The sequence below is a fragment of the Pseudomonas sp. EU05-FHT14B02 genome, from assembly GCF_058791055.1.
Genome location: NZ_JBYTDD010000013.1, coordinates 98,827 through 113,178, shown reverse-complemented (window position 1 = coordinate 113,178; position 14,352 = coordinate 98,827). Strand labels below are relative to the sequence as shown.

Sequence of the window (14,352 nt, the reverse complement as noted above, 5' to 3'; positions counted from 1 at the left end):
CTCTACAGGAGGGGCGGCCGGGGATTCTCGCTGAGAGACATGGCCGAGTAGAGTGCCGAAATACAAATTAGGAAATAACCTACGCGAAAAGAAGACCAAATGCGTTAGTTCATCGAAGAAGCTGGAAATTTCGCCAGGAACAGGAGAATCGCCGCACCAGGTCATCTGAAATTTCCGCAGCGAACGGTAAACTTTCAGACGACCTGATGAGCGTGACGCTTACCTCAGGAAGACAGGTAAGACGAACGGGTCAGCCCCAGACGCAAGGCATCGAGGAACTGCGTGCGCTCGGTTGCGCTGATGCGGGCACTGGCGCACTTGTCGCGGTAGTGGGTCATCAGTTCTTCCGGCGACAAGTGCACGTAACGCAGCATGTCTTCGATGGTGTCGTGGGTTTCGATACCGGCGTGGTACACGCTGCCATCGGCGTTCTGGTAGATGTTCACCGAATCCGTGTCGCCGAACAGGTTGTGCATGTCACCAAGAATTTCCTGGTAGGCACCGACCAGGAACACACCCAGCAAGTAGTCCTCACCTTCTTTCAACGCGTGCACCGGCAAGCTGGTCTCGATGCTCTGCTCGTCGACGTACTGGTTGATCTTGCCGTCGGAGTCACAGGTCAGGTCTTGCAGCACCGCACGACGCAGCGGCTCTTCGTCGAGACGGTGCAGCGGGATGATCGGCAGGACCTGGTCGATGGCCCAGGTGTCCGGCAGGCTCTGGAACACCGAGAAGTTGCAGATGTACTTGTCGGCCAGCTTGTCGTTGAGTTCGTCCAGCACCTGACGGTGGGAACGCTGGCGCGCCTTCAACGAGTTGTGCAGGCGACGGCACACAGCGAAGTAGCACTGCTCGGCCAGGGCTTTCTCGGCCAGGGTCAGCTTGCCGTCGGCGTACTGGGAGGCAACATCACTCATGTAGTGCGTGGCGCGCCAATAGGTTTCGGTGACCATTTCGATGTCGGTCGGCCCCAGCAGGTCCACAAGCCACTGCACGGTTTCCGGCAGCGCTTCCTTGTTCTCGATCTGCGGCACGTCGTCGTTGTGTTTCTCGACGTCGGTCACCTGGATCACCAGCATCGCGTGGTGCGCGGTCAGGGAACGGCCGCTTTCGGAGAAGATGTTCGGGTGCGGCAGGCTCTGCGCATCGCAGAATTCCTTGAGCATCCCGACCACGACACCAGCGTAGTCGTCCATGTCGTAGTTGATCGAACTGGCATTACGTGAGTGCGTGCCGTCGTAGTCAACGCCCAGGCCACCGCCGACGTCAATGTGATCCACCGGAAGGCCGAGGTTGCGCAGTTCGCCGTAGTAACGGATCGCTTCCTTGAAACCGTGCTGGTAGTCCGCCAGGTTGGCGATCTGCGAGCCCATGTGGAAGTGCAGCAGGCGAATGCCCTGATCCAGGCCCGCCGCGCGGAAACGCTCGACCACCGACAGCAGTTGCGCCGCCGACAAGCCGAACTTGGATTTTTCACCGCCGGTGTCCGCCCACTTGCTCGAGGCCAGGGACGACAGGCGCACGCGCAGGCCGACCTGAGGCTTGACCTTGAGCGAAGCCGCTTCTTCGATCACCAGGCCGACTTCGGACTCTTTCTCGATCACGATGAACACGTTGTGGCCGAGCTTCTGACCCATCAGCGCCAGGCGAATGAACTCGCGGTCCTTGTAGCCGTTGCAGACGATGGTGCCGCCCTTCGGCGCCAGTGCCAGCACCGCCAGCAGTTCAGGCTTGGAGCCGGCTTCCAGGCCGATGGAAACGTTCTGGGTGGCGATGATGTTTTCGATCACCGCTTCCTGCTGGTTGACCTTGATCGGGTACAGCGCGGTGTACTTGCTCTGGTATTCCAGACGCTCGATGTTGGCGTCGAATGCGCCGGTCAGCTGACGCACGCGGTCTTGCAGGATATCCGGGAAACGGACCAGCAATGGCAAGGACAGGCCGCTTTTGCGCAGCTGGTCGACTTGCTCGTACAGGTCGATAGGCGAGCTGCTCGGACCGTTCGGACGAACTTCGACGCGACCGGCGTCATTGATCGCGAAATACCCGGCCCCCCAATGGCGAATCCCGTAAACACTGCGGCTGTCCGCAACTGTCCATTGGCTGCCATCGTCTTTGCGTGTGCGTCGTACGGACATCGAAGTCCCCTATAAAGAAGTCATAGTGCGTCGCCTGGGTTCAGGCCGGCGCAGTCTAAAGAATGAAAATGACGGTTCGTCAACGAGGCAATAGACCCCGCCGACCGCAGTGAGTTTAGATACCGGTCATGAACAGGCTCTGTGAAAACCATGTAGACGATGCCGGACCTGAATGTCATCAGGATCGGATCAAGCCGAGGGTGGTTTTCACAGAGGCTGCTAGCCGCCGGACTTCTTCGCTTTGAAACCGAGCTTGATCAGTTCTGCCAAGAGTAGCTCGACATGATCGCCCTGGATTTCGATGACACCGTCTTTCAGCGCCCCACCGGTACCACAACGTTTCTTCAACGTCGTGGCCAGGTCCTTGAGCGCGTCTTCAGCCAACGGCACGCCGGTGATGGTGGTCACCGTCTTGCCGCCACGGCCCTTGCTTTCTCGACGCACGCGAGCGATGCCGTCGCCGGCCGGGATAACGGTCTGTCTGCAGATGCAGGCGTCCACCGGTTTACTGCATTCCGGGCAATGACGACCTGCGTCGGTGGAAAATACCAGGCCGCCCAAGGCGGCGAAGGATGCGGCTTTTTTGGCCACCGGCAATCCTCTTCGGAGGACAAAGACTGGTCGCAGCACTTGGGAAGGCTATCGACCGCGAAGCCCCACTCAGGCAGGGGCAGCGCTACTGAAACGGTACGACATTCATTTCACCGTAGGAGCGAGCTCGCTCGCGATGGACGTCAACGATGACGCGGGACGTCAGACAGCCCGTGTCGTTCTTGCGTTTTTCGCGAGCAGGCTCGCTCCTACAGGAAGCAATACCGGTTCAGTTTAAAAAGGTCGCGCAGTGTAACGGCAAAAACGCCGATTGCTAAGAGCCAATCGGCGCCAATTTATAGTTGTTTTGCGACGTCGCTTTGTTGAGCCTTCAGATAGCGCTTCAACGCCGCCAGCGAGTCCGGGCAATAAGGCTTTTGCTCGATTTCCAGCATGACCTGATCGATAGGGATAAAGCGCGCTTCGAGTACCTCTTCCGGTTGCAGGATCAACGGGCCGTCCCACACCGCCGAGAACGCCGAACACCACAGGCGATTGCCGGTGTCCTCAAAGTAAAAGTGGTCATGGGCGGTCAGTTCCACGCCACTCACGCCCAGTTCTTCCTCCAGCTCCCTTGCCGCCGACTCGGCATAAGTTTCACTGGCGAGCACCATGCCCCCCGCCGCCACGTCCCAGAAACCGGGATAGATTGCCTTGCTCAGGGTGCGACGATGCACGCACAGCTCGCCAGCGGAGTTGAACAACATTATGTAAGTGCCGCGCCCGATCAGCCCGCGCTCGCGCAAATCGGAACGGACCAGGGCGCCGAGCAGGTTGTCCTGCTCGTCAACCCAGGCGATCTGTTCGGCATCGGAAGCCGCACGGTGCGCGGCCTCCCTGGCGTTATCAACCATGACTCAGCCCTGATTGAGCAGTTGACGCAAATCGATCACCGCCGCGTTGGCCCGGGAAATGTAGTTGGCCATGACCAGCGAGTGGTTGGCCAGTACGCCGAAGCCACTGCCGTTGAGGATCATCGGACTCCACACCGACTCCTGCGACGCTTCCAGTTCACGAATGATCTGGCGCACGCTGACCGTGGCGTTCTTCTTGGCCAGCACATCGGCGAAGTCGACTTCAATGGCACGCAGCAAATGCGAGAGAGCCCAGGCCTGGCCGCGAGCTTCGTAGAATACGTTGTCGATCTGCAGCCAAGGGGTTTCGACGATTTCCTCATCGACTTGCGGCGCCACACCCGGCGTCACCACCTCAGTCTTCAGCGCGGTGTTGAGCTTGACCCGGCCCACACTGGCCGAGAGTCGTTGCGACAGCGAACCCAGACGGGTGCCGACGTCACCCAGCCAGTTGTTCAGGTTGTCGGCACGGGCATAGAACAACGCGCTCTTCTGGTTAGGATCGGACAGGCGCGCCTGATAACGGCTCAGGGAATTGATGCCTTCCTGGTACTCGGACTCACTGGACGGCAGCACCCAGCTCTTGTTGTCGAAGTTGAAACGCGGCTCGGCCTTGGCCAGGTCGGCGTCTTCGGCGGACTGCGACTGCGAACGGGCGAAGTCTTTACGCAGTGCCCGGCTCAGGTCGCGGACCTGCACCAGCACGCCATATTCCCAGCTCGGCATGTTGTCCATCCACAGGCCAGGCGGGAATCGGTCGTTGGAAATATAGCCGCCCGGCTTGGTCAGCAAGGTGCCGGCTACGGTCTTGAGGGTTTCCACCGTGGTGTAGCCGACGACCATCTGCTTGCCTTCTTTCTCGGCCGCCAGTTGAGCGGTTTGCTGGACCGGGAACAGCGCCGGCTCCTGGCTCCAGTACCAGCCCAGGACACTCGCCACCAACAGGTAGATGCCCAGCAGAGTGGCCAGCGCCCGGCTGAACAACAGACCACCCAGATAACTGCGGGTCTCCGACTTCGGTTCAGCGGCACGTTCAGGCGCACTGTCTGTGCGGTTCTTCCAGTCCAGCATGGCGATATCCTTTCAAGCTCTTGAGTTCAACGGTTCGACCACAACCATACAACAACGTGCCTTGGCCCGGCACCCGCCATCGCACCGATACGGAAAATTACTGGGCTTGCGTATGAAAAGAGTGCCCGTGCACCCGACGACTCCGCAGCGATCGAAATCCTCCCCTAATGGTTTGGATTGCCACGCTAAGGGAATCCCCGACCCTCCGGAACCCAAAAAAACGTGCCGATAAGCACCGGCAAAAAATCATGAATGGCCGGATATCAGCCACTTGCCCATTTCCACTTCACACCCGCCAAGTGCCCTGATTCAAGCACTTCGCCCTCTGCAAACCACGACTGGAAAGGCTCTGGCGAGACCGCCCAGTCACAAACTGAATAAAGACACATTGCAGATTATTGACGTACAGCACTCATGTAATGGAAAAGTGGTGCTAGCATAGAGCCACCACTCGACCTCAGTGTGCCCCCTAACTAGTAGTCAGGATATGACCGAGCCAGAAGACCCCAGCCGCAAGCGCCTCAAGCACCACTTTGCCCAGCGGGTAATTCATCAGGCTCGTCAGATTCTTGAGATATGGCAGCGCCTGCAACGCAGTGAGTGGTCCACCGCCGACCTTTCGGAGCTGAGCGAGGCCAATCTGCGCCTGCTGCGTTTCGCCGAGCGTTTCGAACAACCGGAACACTCGCAACTGGCCCGTCACATCGGTCAGTCACTGGAGGCGGTCGACGCCAATCGCGGACGCCTGAGCAGCGGCCTGATCACCGATCTCAACCGCTTGATGCAGCGCCTGTCACGTACCGGCCTGCGCCATGGTGACCAACTCAATCAAACCTTCCTGCCGCCGCTACGCAAGCCCATCTACGTGATGTTGCAGGATCACGACCGCGCCGAGCGCCTGGCCAAACAACTGGAGTTCTTCGGCCTCAGCGCCCAGTCCCTGGGCAGCGTAGACGCGTTTCGCTCATCGATGGTCGAGCGCATGCCGGCGGCGATTGTCATGGACGTGGACTTTTGTGGCACCGGTGTCGGCCTGAAACTGGCCGCCGAAGCCCAGGAAGGCCTCGATCATCAGCTTCCGCTGCTGTTCTTCAGCCTGCACGAAACCGACACCCCGACCCGTCTGGCCGCCGTGCGTGCCGGCGGCCAGGAATTCCTTACCGGCACCCTCGAAGCGTCGAGCCTGCTGGAGAAGATCGAAGTCCTGACCTGCGTTGCCCAGTACGAGCCTTATAAAGTGCTGATCATCGACGACTCCCGCGCCCAGGCCTTGCACACCGAGCGCCTGCTCAACAGCGCCGGGATCGTCACCCGCACGCTCATCGAGCCGATCCAGGCCATGGCCGAACTGGCGGATTTCCAGCCGGACCTGATCATCCTCGACATGTACATGCCAGCCTGCACCGGTACGGAACTGGCCAAGGTGATCCGCCATAACGACCGTTACGTCAGCGTGCCGATCATTTACTTGTCGGCCGAAGACGACCTGGACAAGCAGCTCGACGCCATGAGCGAGGGCGGCGATGACTTCCTGACCAAACCGATCAAGCCCCGGCACTTGATCACCACCGTGCGCAACCGCGCGGCCCGGGCACGCAACCTCAAGGCACGGATGGTCCGCGACAGTCTCACCGGGTTATACAACCACACGCACATCCTGCAATTGCTCGAAGACTGCTCGTTCCGCGCCCGCCGCGAAAGCAAGCCGTTGAGTTTTGCCATGCTCGACATTGACCACTTCAAACGGGTCAATGACAGCCACGGCCACCCCATGGGCGATCGGGTGATCAAGAGCCTGGCGCTGTTTCTCAAGCAACGCCTGCGCAAAACCGACTTCATCGGCCGCTACGGTGGCGAAGAGTTCGCCATCGTCATGCCGGATACCGATATCGAAGCGGCCTACAACGTACTCGATGAAATCCGTCAGCGATTTGCCGAGATTCACTACCCCGCGCAACCCGAGGATCTGTGGTGCACCTTCAGCGCCGGAGTGGTTGAGCTTTGCGAAAGCTCCGACAGCCTGATAATGGCCAACCAGGCGGACGAAGCGCTGTATCGCGCCAAACACGGCGGACGCAATCGCGTACAGGCCGCACGCACGTCAAAGCAAAATGCCACTTTTTTATCGGAATCGACCGATACGGTCATAACCCTGTAATAGAAACGCAATAACTTCAGGCACTTACCATTTCTGCCGTTGGTAGTCCGTAATGCGCCTGAAGCTGCTGACCAATCTCAATACCCTCCTTCTAGTGGCCGTGTGCGTGGCCCTCGGCGCTACGCTGTGGTGGTCGCAGAAAGCCCTTGAGCGTCCGTATCTATTAATGGAGCGCTACCTGAGCCTGTCGCAGCAGTTTCAGAATGACGTCGCCCGCAGTGTCGAGGACTACCTGGGCAGCGGTGATGCGCTGCGCCTGAGCAGCGCGGCCCAAGGTATCGACAGCCTGAAAAAAGAACTCGACGAATTGCCATCGGCCCTTGCCGAGACGCTGCACCCCAGCCTGTCGACCCTTGAAGAATTCAGCAAGACCGACCTGCTGGCCGCCGGCAAACTGGCAGGCGACCCACAGGCCTTGCTGCTGCAGGCCGAGCGCGAACTGGGTGCCAGTCTCGATCAACTCAGCCAGTACGCCAGTGGCAATGCGGCCTACCTGACGCCGCTGCTCATCGCATCACAGCACCTGGGGAAACTGTCCCTGGCCCGGGACAAACTGGTCAGCAGCGGTCGCAGCGAACTGGCCGCCGATGTCGAACGCGAAGTGGCCAACATCCGCACCCAGGCCGAAAAACTCGACGCTTTGCCATTATTGGGCGTGACCACCAACAGCGAGTCGAACACCGACGATTTCGCCTCGATGATGGGCCTTGAGAACACGGAAAAAACCGTCACCGAAGATGCCGGCGTCGGCCTAAAGCGCGAGCTCAACAGCCTGCTCATCCGCTATCCGGCCGAGCTCTCGCGCACTCGCGATCAAATCCGCAAACGCGCCGACCTCAGCGCGGCGACCCACCTGAAAATCGCCGACGTGCAACAGGCCATTGCCGGGATGGAACCGGTGGTGCGCGCCCAGCACGGGCAGATCCAGGGTGAAGTACGGCTGATGCAAGGCGTGATGATCGGTTTGATTCTGTTGATCGCACTGCTGATCGACACCTTGCAACGCAAGCTCGCCCGGACCCTGACCAACCTCGCCCCGGCCCTCTCGACCTGGGCCGAAGGCGACTTCAGCCGCGACATTCAACTGGGCAACACCAACCGCGAATTGCATGACATTGAAGCCTCGCTCAACCGCTTGCGCGCCTATCTGGTGGACTTGGTGGGGACCATTCGCCGCAATGCCGAACAGGTGGCCGGCAGCAGCCGCACCCTGGCCGACCTGAGCAACGACCTGCATGAAGGTGCCGAGCATCAGGCCGGTGATACGGCACTGATCCGCGACTCCCTCAGCGAACTGGAAGCAACCATTCAACAAGTCGCCGGCGATGCCAGCCAGGCAGCCGACGCCAGCCGCCACGCCGGCCTGGCCGTGGAACACGGACAGAAAGTCATCGGTCTGAGCCTCACCGGCCTGCATGCGCTGGTGGATGAAGTGCAAGGCAATGCGCAAATGATCGAACACCTGGCCGAAGAGTCGGCCACCATCGGCGGCGTATTGACGGTGATCCGCTCGATTGCCGACCAGACCAACCTGCTGGCCTTGAACGCCGCCATCGAGGCGGCCCGGGCCGGGGAAATGGGCCGAGGCTTTGCGGTGGTAGCCGAAGAGGTGCGCTCACTGGCGCAACGTACCGCCGGAGCCACCGCAGAAATCCAGACGCTGATCGCAGGGCTGCAAACCGCCGCGCGACAATCGGTGGAGGGCATGCGCGCTCAGGTCGAACACGCCGAAGCCACGGCCAGCCAGGCCCAGGCCGCTGATGGCGCGCTGGATAAAATCGTTGGGGCGATCCAGACCATTTCCGACACGGCGGTACGCATCGCCGATGTCACCGCCCAGCAAAGCGGTGCTGTCAGCGAAATCCGTGACCACAGTGAACGGATTCATCAGTTGGGAGGGGATAACCTGCTGCGTATCGGCGAAGGCCGTGAACAGGGAGAAAATCTTCTGGTGTTGGGGGGGCGACTGCATACAGCCGTTCAGGCTTTCCGCGTCTGACAGACCGCCATCGCGAGCAAGCTCGCTCCCACATTTGATTTGTGCACGACGCAAATCCCCTGTGGGAGCTTGCTCGCGATGGCGTCAGAACAAACACCTCAGACTCCCCCTCCTGCATACCACGCCGCCGTCCGCTATCATCCCCCCAATCCCGATACGCGAGATCGTCATGCGCCGCTTGCTCTGCCTGTTGTTTTTAGTGTTCATCCTGCCGGCCAGCGCCACTGGCTTGCTGGAGAACCGACCCAGCTCAAGCCTGGGCTCGATCAACAACAGCGCCGACTTTCTGCCGGTGCGCGAAGCTTTCCAGCTGAGTCTGGTTGACAGCACGCCGCAATCGATCAAGTTGCGTTTCGTCGCCGCCGAAGGTTATTACCTCTACCGCCACCGCTTTCAATTTCGCGCCGATCCGGCCGATATCCTCCTCGGCGCGGCGAAACTGCCCGACGGCCAGAAAAAGCACGATGAATACTTCGGCGATGTCGAGGTCTACCACGGCATTCTCGACATCGAGTTGCCGCGCACCGACCAGCGCGCCTTCACCCTGGTCGTGACCTATCAGGGATGTGCCGACAAAGGCCTGTGCTATCCACCGGAAACCGAGCGCCTGAGCATCGATGGCAGCGGCGCTCCAGGGACGACTTATCAATGGAGCTGGCGCGAACTGGCTTTGTTTTTCCTCGCCGGCCTGGGCCTGACGTTCACGCCATGCGTGCTGCCCATGCTGCCGATCCTTTCCGGCGTGGTGCTGCGCGGTCAGGTCGGTGGCTGGCGCGGCTTCAATCTTTCACTGGCCTATGTGCTGCCGATGGCCGCCTGTTTTGCCCTGCTCGGCGCCCTGATGGGCCTGTTCGGTGCCCAGCTCAACCTACAGGCGCGACTGCAATCGGCCTGGGTGTTGGTGCCGTTCGCGATGTTTTTTGCAGTATTTGCCCTGGCGATGTTCGGCGTCTTCGAACTCAAGCTGCCGCATGCCATCAGCAGTCGCCTGGATCGTATCGCCGGCCGCACCGAAGGCGGGTCACTGTGGGGCGCCGCGGTGTTGGGCGTGGTATCCAGCTTGCTGGTTTCACCCTGCGTTTCGGCGCCATTGGCCGGGGCGCTGCTGTACATTAGCGCCAGTGGCGATGCGCTGGGCGGCGGTTTGAAACTATTCATGCTCGGCCTCGGCATGGGCGCGCCGCTGTTGCTGGTGGCCACCGGTGGCGCAGCCTGGCTGCCGAAAAGCGGCCCGTGGCTGGTCTACGTGAAAAACGCGATTGGCGTGTTGTTGCTCGGGTTGGCCGTTGGCCTGCTCAGCCGCGTCTTGCCGGGCCAGGTCACCTTGCTGCTGATCGGCTTGCTGGCAGGCGGCGTCGGCCTGTTCATGGGGGCGCTGGAGTTCGTCTATAAACCACCGCGCAAACGCCTGGGCCAATTGCTCGGCATGTTCCTTCTTTTTTACGCACTGGCCTGCTGGTACGGCGCTCTCAGCGGCCAGACCGACCCGCTCAACCCGATTGGCCAGCCCCGTATCGTTGACAACAACGGACAAGTGCAAAACACCAGCACCTGGCAAACCATCAGCACACCGGCCGAACTGGATCGCGCACTCGCCGATGCACGATCATCCGGCACACCGCTGCTGCTCGACTGGTACGCCGACTGGTGCATCAGCTGCAAAGTCATCGAACATGAGGTGCTGGATGACCCTGTCGTCATCGAACGCCTCAAGGGTTACCGGCTGATCCGCTTCGACATCACCGCCAGCAACGCCGAGCAACGCGCCCTGCTCGATCGCTACCAGTTGTTCGGCCCTCCGGCCCTGATGTTTTTTGGCAAGGACGGTGTCGAACGCGCCGATGTGCGGGTGATCGGCGAGATCAACGCCAGGGACTTCGCCGAACGTGTAACCAGGGCGAATGACCAATTTTAATCAAGCAGTCATATATTTCGCGCAAACATCGGTCATCGTGCCGGCTATTGCAGAGAACTGGACAGTCACAAAGGCTTTGCGGCATAGTCGCCGGGTTCTGACAATTGCTCACAGATAACATAGGAACCGCCGATGGCGACGCTACTCGTTCTGCACGGACCCAACCTGAACCTGCTCGGCACTCGCGAACCGGGCACCTACGGCGCCACGACGCTGGCGCAGATCAACCAGGACCTGGAACGTCGTGCCCGCGAAGCCGGTCACCATTTGCTGCACCTGCAAAGCAACGCCGAGTACGAATTGATCGACCGCATCCACGCTGCACGCAGTGAAGGTGTGGACTTCATTCTGATCAACCCAGCAGCTTTTACACATACAAGTGTCGCATTACGTGACGCGCTGCTGGCGGTGAGCATCCCATTCATCGAAGTGCATTTGTCTAACGTGCACAAACGCGAACCTTTCCGCCATCACTCTTACTTCTCCGACGTAGCGGTGGGAGTGATCTGCGGCCTTGGCGCCAGCGGTTATCGACTGGCCCTGGAGGCCGCCCTGGAACAGCTTGAACAACAAGTTAACCGCCCCTGACCGACCCTTGGGAGTTGATGATTCATGGATATCCGTAAAGTTAAGAAACTGATCGAATTGCTGGAAGAGTCCGGCATCGACGAGCTCGAGATCAAGGAAGGCGAAGAGTCCGTACGCATCAGCCGTCATAGCAAGACCCCGGCTCAGCAGTACTACGCGCCAGCTCCAATGCATGCTCCGGCTGCCGCGCCTGTCGCTGCCGCCGCTCCGGTTGCCGCTGCCGCACCTGCTGCCGCCGCCGCACCAGCACTGAACGGCACCGTTGCCCGTTCGCCGATGGTCGGTACGTTCTATCGCAAGTCTTCGCCAACCTCGCCGTCCTTCGTGGAAGTCGGCCAGACCGTGAAGAAAGGCGACACCCTGTGCATCGTTGAAGCCATGAAGATGATGAACCACATCGAAGCTGAAACCAGCGGTGTGATCGAATCCATCCTCGTCGAAGACGGCCAGCCGGTTGAGTACGACCAACCGCTGTTCACCATCGTTTGAACCGCGGAGAGCCTTTGATGACTGCGAAGTTGGAAAAAGTTCTGATCGCCAACCGCGGTGAGATCGCCCTGCGGATCCTGCGCGCCTGCAAAGAGATGGGCATCAAGACCGTCGCCGTTTACTCCAAGGCTGACAAGGAACTGATGCACCTGGGTCTGGCAGACGAATCCGTCTGCATCGGTCCGGCATCGGCCGCCCACTCCTACCTGCACATTCCAGCAATCATTGCCGCAGCCGAAGTGACTGGCGCCACCGCCATTCACCCGGGCTACGGTTTCCTTGCGGAAAACGCCGACTTCGCCGAGCAGGTCGAGAAATCCGGCTTTGCGTTCATTGGCCCGAAAGCCGAAACCATTCGCCTGATGGGCGACAAGGTATCGGCCAAGCACGCCATGATCGCCGCCGGTGTACCGACTGTTCCGGGCTCTGACGGCCCGCTGCCGGAAGACGAAGAAACCGCTCTGCGCATTGGTCGCGAAGTCGGTTACCCGGTGATCATCAAGGCCGCTGGCGGCGGCGGTGGTCGCGGCATGCGCGTTGTGCACAAGGAAGAAGACCTGATTGCCTCGGCCAAACTGACCCGCTCCGAAGCAGGCGCGGCGTTCGGCAACCCGATGGTCTATCTGGAAAAGTTCCTGACCAACCCACGCCATGTGGAAGTCCAGGTTCTTTCCGATGGCCAGGGCCAGGCTATCCATCTGGGCGACCGCGACTGCTCGCTGCAACGTCGTCACCAGAAGGTTCTTGAAGAAGCGCCGGCACCGGGTATCGACGAAAACGCACGTGAGGAAGTACTCGCACGCTGCGTCAGGGCTTGCATCGATATCGGCTACCGTGGCGCAGGCACTTTCGAGTTCCTTTACGAAAACGGCCGCTTCTACTTCATCGAAATGAACACTCGTGTCCAGGTAGAGCACCCGGTTTCGGAAATGGTCACCGGCATCGACATCGTCAAGGAGATGCTCAGCATCGCCGCCGGCAACAAGCTGTCGTTCACCCAGGATGACGTGGTCATCCGCGGTCACGCGCTGGAATGCCGGATCAACGCCGAAGACCCGAAAACCTTCATGCCAAGCCCGGGCACGGTCAAGCATTTCCACGCACCAGGCGGCAACGGCGTTCGCGTCGACTCGCACCTGTACAGTGGCTATGCGGTTCCGCCTAACTACGATTCGTTGATCGGCAAGCTGATCACCTACGGCGCAACCCGCGACGAAGCCATGGCGCGCATGCGCAATGCGCTGGACGAGATCGTGGTCGACGGGATCAAGACCAACATCCCGCTGCACCGCGACCTGACCCGCGATGAAGGCTTCTGCAAAGGGGGCGTGAACATTCACTACCTCGAGCACAAGCTGGCTGGCGAGAAGCACTAAGCTTCGACCCGATCAACAAAGCCGCCTTCGGGCGGCTTTGTCGTATCTGGACGCCCCCTCCCCCCGCTGTAGGAGCGAGCTTGCTCGCGATGGTGGTCAACGATAACGCGTGCGCTCAGACTGTACGCGTCTTCCTTGCATTCTTCGCGAGCAAGCTCGCTCCTACACAGGCCTGCGCGTGGAAATGGCACCTGGCGTGTCGTCATCTGCCCCGCGCTCGCGTAAACTTGCGCGCTTCTCGCAGCCCGCTAGGCTGCAATCAATATTTTTCAAAGGTGCCCGCCATGCCTTGGCTGCAAGTCCGTCTCGCCATCAGCCCAGAACAAGCCGAAACCTATGAAGACGCTTTCCTTGAAGTGGGCGCCGTATCGGTGACCTTCATGGACGCCGAAGATCAGCCGATCTTCGAGCCGGAACTCAACACCACGCCCCTGTGGTCCCACACGCACCTGCTGGCCTTGTTCGAAGGCGGCACCGAGCCTGGCCCGGTACTGGCCCATCTGGAGCTGTTGACCGGCAGCCCGCTGCCCGAGCACCACAGCGAAGTGATCGAAGACCAGGACTGGGAACGCAGCTGGATGGACGGATTCCAGCCAATGCGTTTCGGCCAGCGCCTGTGGATCGTGCCGAGCTGGCACGCCGCGCCGGAGCCTGATGCAGTGAATTTGCTGCTGGACCCGGGCCTGGCGTTCGGCACCGGCACCCACCCGACCACCGCACTGTGCCTGGAATGGCTCGACGGCCAGGACCTGAAAGACTGCAACGTGCTGGACTTCGGCTGCGGCTCGGGAATTCTGGCGATTGCCGCCCTGTTGCTGGGCGCCAAGGAGGCCGTGGGTACCGACATCGACGTGCAGGCGCTGGAAGCGTCCCGCGACAACGCCGGACGCAATAACATCGCTGATGAATTGTTCCCACTGTATCTGCCGGAAGATTTGCCGCAGGTTCAGGCCGATGTGCTGGTGGCCAACATTCTCGCCGGCCCGCTGGTTTCCCTGGCGCCGCAGCTGTCGGGCCTGGTCAAGTCAGGCGGTCGCCTGGCACTGTCGGGCATCCTCGCCGAACAGGGTGACGAAGTCGCTGCCGCCTACGCCAAGGACTTCGATCTGGACCCAATCGCCAATCGCGATGGCTGGGTGCGCATCACTGGCCGTCGGCGCTAGAATGATCGCC

At 60.5% G+C, this 14,352-nt stretch carries 11 protein-coding genes; 7 read left to right on the top strand and 4 right to left on the bottom strand.

Going from position 1 to position 14,352, the window contains the following annotated elements; all coding sequences use genetic code 11:
• Window positions 1–224: 224 nt before the first annotated feature.
• The 4 genes from speA to AC3WTM_RS14310 all read right to left on the bottom strand — a co-directional run bounded on the left by speA (window position 225) and on the right by AC3WTM_RS14310 (window position 4,654).
• Window positions 225–2,138: an arginine decarboxylase gene (gene speA / locus AC3WTM_RS14325; protein WP_057712154.1), complete on the bottom strand. Its 1,914-nt coding sequence runs from the start codon at window positions 2,136–2,138 to the stop codon at window positions 225–227.
• A 219-nt stretch (window positions 2,139–2,357) separates the two neighbouring features.
• On the bottom strand, window positions 2,358–2,729 hold the full coding sequence (locus AC3WTM_RS14320; RefSeq protein WP_057712155.1) for a translation initiation factor Sui1: 372 nt from the start codon (window positions 2,727–2,729) through the stop codon (window positions 2,358–2,360).
• Between the two features lie 296 nt (window positions 2,730–3,025).
• Window positions 3,026–3,583 (bottom strand): NUDIX hydrolase, encoded by a 558-nt coding sequence (locus AC3WTM_RS14315; RefSeq protein WP_102669195.1) that lies wholly within the window; start codon window positions 3,581–3,583, stop codon window positions 3,026–3,028.
• Between the two features lie 3 nt (window positions 3,584–3,586).
• On the bottom strand, window positions 3,587–4,654 hold the full coding sequence (locus AC3WTM_RS14310) for a DUF2333 family protein (protein ID WP_102669196.1): 1,068 nt from the start codon (window positions 4,652–4,654) through the stop codon (window positions 3,587–3,589).
• Window positions 4,655–5,141: 487 nt separating this feature from the next.
• Here AC3WTM_RS14310 and AC3WTM_RS14305 point away from each other — a divergent pair, with 487 nt between their 5' ends.
• From AC3WTM_RS14305 to prmA, 7 genes are all read left to right on the top strand, one after another.
• A complete protein-coding gene (locus tag AC3WTM_RS14305) occupies window positions 5,142–6,812 on the top strand; it encodes a response regulator (protein ID WP_102669197.1) in 1,671 nt (556 codons plus the stop codon).
• A gap of 52 nt (window positions 6,813–6,864) precedes the next feature.
• On the top strand, window positions 6,865–8,811 hold the full coding sequence (locus tag AC3WTM_RS14300; protein ID WP_102669198.1) for a methyl-accepting chemotaxis protein: 1,947 nt from the start codon (window positions 6,865–6,867) through the stop codon (window positions 8,809–8,811).
• Between the two features lie 169 nt (window positions 8,812–8,980).
• Window positions 8,981–10,726, top strand: a complete 1,746-nt coding sequence (locus AC3WTM_RS14295) for a protein-disulfide reductase DsbD (protein ID WP_102669199.1) — start codon at window positions 8,981–8,983, stop codon at window positions 10,724–10,726.
• 132 nt (window positions 10,727–10,858) lie between these two features.
• Window positions 10,859–11,314, top strand: coding sequence for a type II 3-dehydroquinate dehydratase (gene aroQ, locus AC3WTM_RS14290; RefSeq protein ID WP_007971361.1), 456 nt, complete (start codon window positions 10,859–10,861; stop codon window positions 11,312–11,314).
• A 24-nt stretch (window positions 11,315–11,338) separates the two neighbouring features.
• A complete protein-coding gene (gene accB, locus AC3WTM_RS14285) occupies window positions 11,339–11,803 on the top strand; it encodes an acetyl-CoA carboxylase biotin carboxyl carrier protein (protein ID WP_008053948.1) in 465 nt (154 codons plus the stop codon).
• Between the two features lie 17 nt (window positions 11,804–11,820).
• On the top strand, window positions 11,821–13,179 hold the full coding sequence (accC, locus tag AC3WTM_RS14280) for an acetyl-CoA carboxylase biotin carboxylase subunit (protein ID WP_057712161.1): 1,359 nt from the start codon (window positions 11,821–11,823) through the stop codon (window positions 13,177–13,179).
• Between the two features lie 284 nt (window positions 13,180–13,463).
• Entirely contained in the window at window positions 13,464–14,342 is an 879-nt protein-coding gene (prmA, locus tag AC3WTM_RS14275) for a 50S ribosomal protein L11 methyltransferase (RefSeq protein ID WP_102669200.1), read from the top strand.
• The last annotated feature ends 10 nt before the right edge of the window (window positions 14,343–14,352 follow it).

Bases quoted from the DNA above. Each gene is read 5' to 3' on its own strand.
- speA (WP_057712154.1), bottom strand. From the start codon at position 2,138: ATGTCCGTACGACGCACACGCAAAGACGATGGCAGCCAATGGACAGTT.
- AC3WTM_RS14315 (WP_102669195.1), bottom strand. From the start codon at position 3,583: ATGGTTGATAACGCCAGGGAGGCCGCGCACCGTGCGGCTTCCGATGCC.
- AC3WTM_RS14310 (WP_102669196.1), bottom strand. From the start codon at position 4,654: ATGCTGGACTGGAAGAACCGCACAGACAGTGCGCCTGAACGTGCCGCT.
- AC3WTM_RS14305 (WP_102669197.1), top strand. From the start codon at position 5,142: ATGACCGAGCCAGAAGACCCCAGCCGCAAGCGCCTCAAGCACCACTTT.
- AC3WTM_RS14300 (WP_102669198.1), top strand. From the start codon at position 6,865: ATGCGCCTGAAGCTGCTGACCAATCTCAATACCCTCCTTCTAGTGGCC.
- AC3WTM_RS14295 (WP_102669199.1), top strand. From the start codon at position 8,981: ATGCGCCGCTTGCTCTGCCTGTTGTTTTTAGTGTTCATCCTGCCGGCC.
- aroQ (WP_007971361.1), top strand. From the start codon at position 10,859: ATGGCGACGCTACTCGTTCTGCACGGACCCAACCTGAACCTGCTCGGC.
- accB (WP_008053948.1), top strand. From the start codon at position 11,339: ATGGATATCCGTAAAGTTAAGAAACTGATCGAATTGCTGGAAGAGTCC.
- accC (WP_057712161.1), top strand. From the start codon at position 11,821: ATGACTGCGAAGTTGGAAAAAGTTCTGATCGCCAACCGCGGTGAGATC.
- prmA (WP_102669200.1), top strand. From the start codon at position 13,464: ATGCCTTGGCTGCAAGTCCGTCTCGCCATCAGCCCAGAACAAGCCGAA.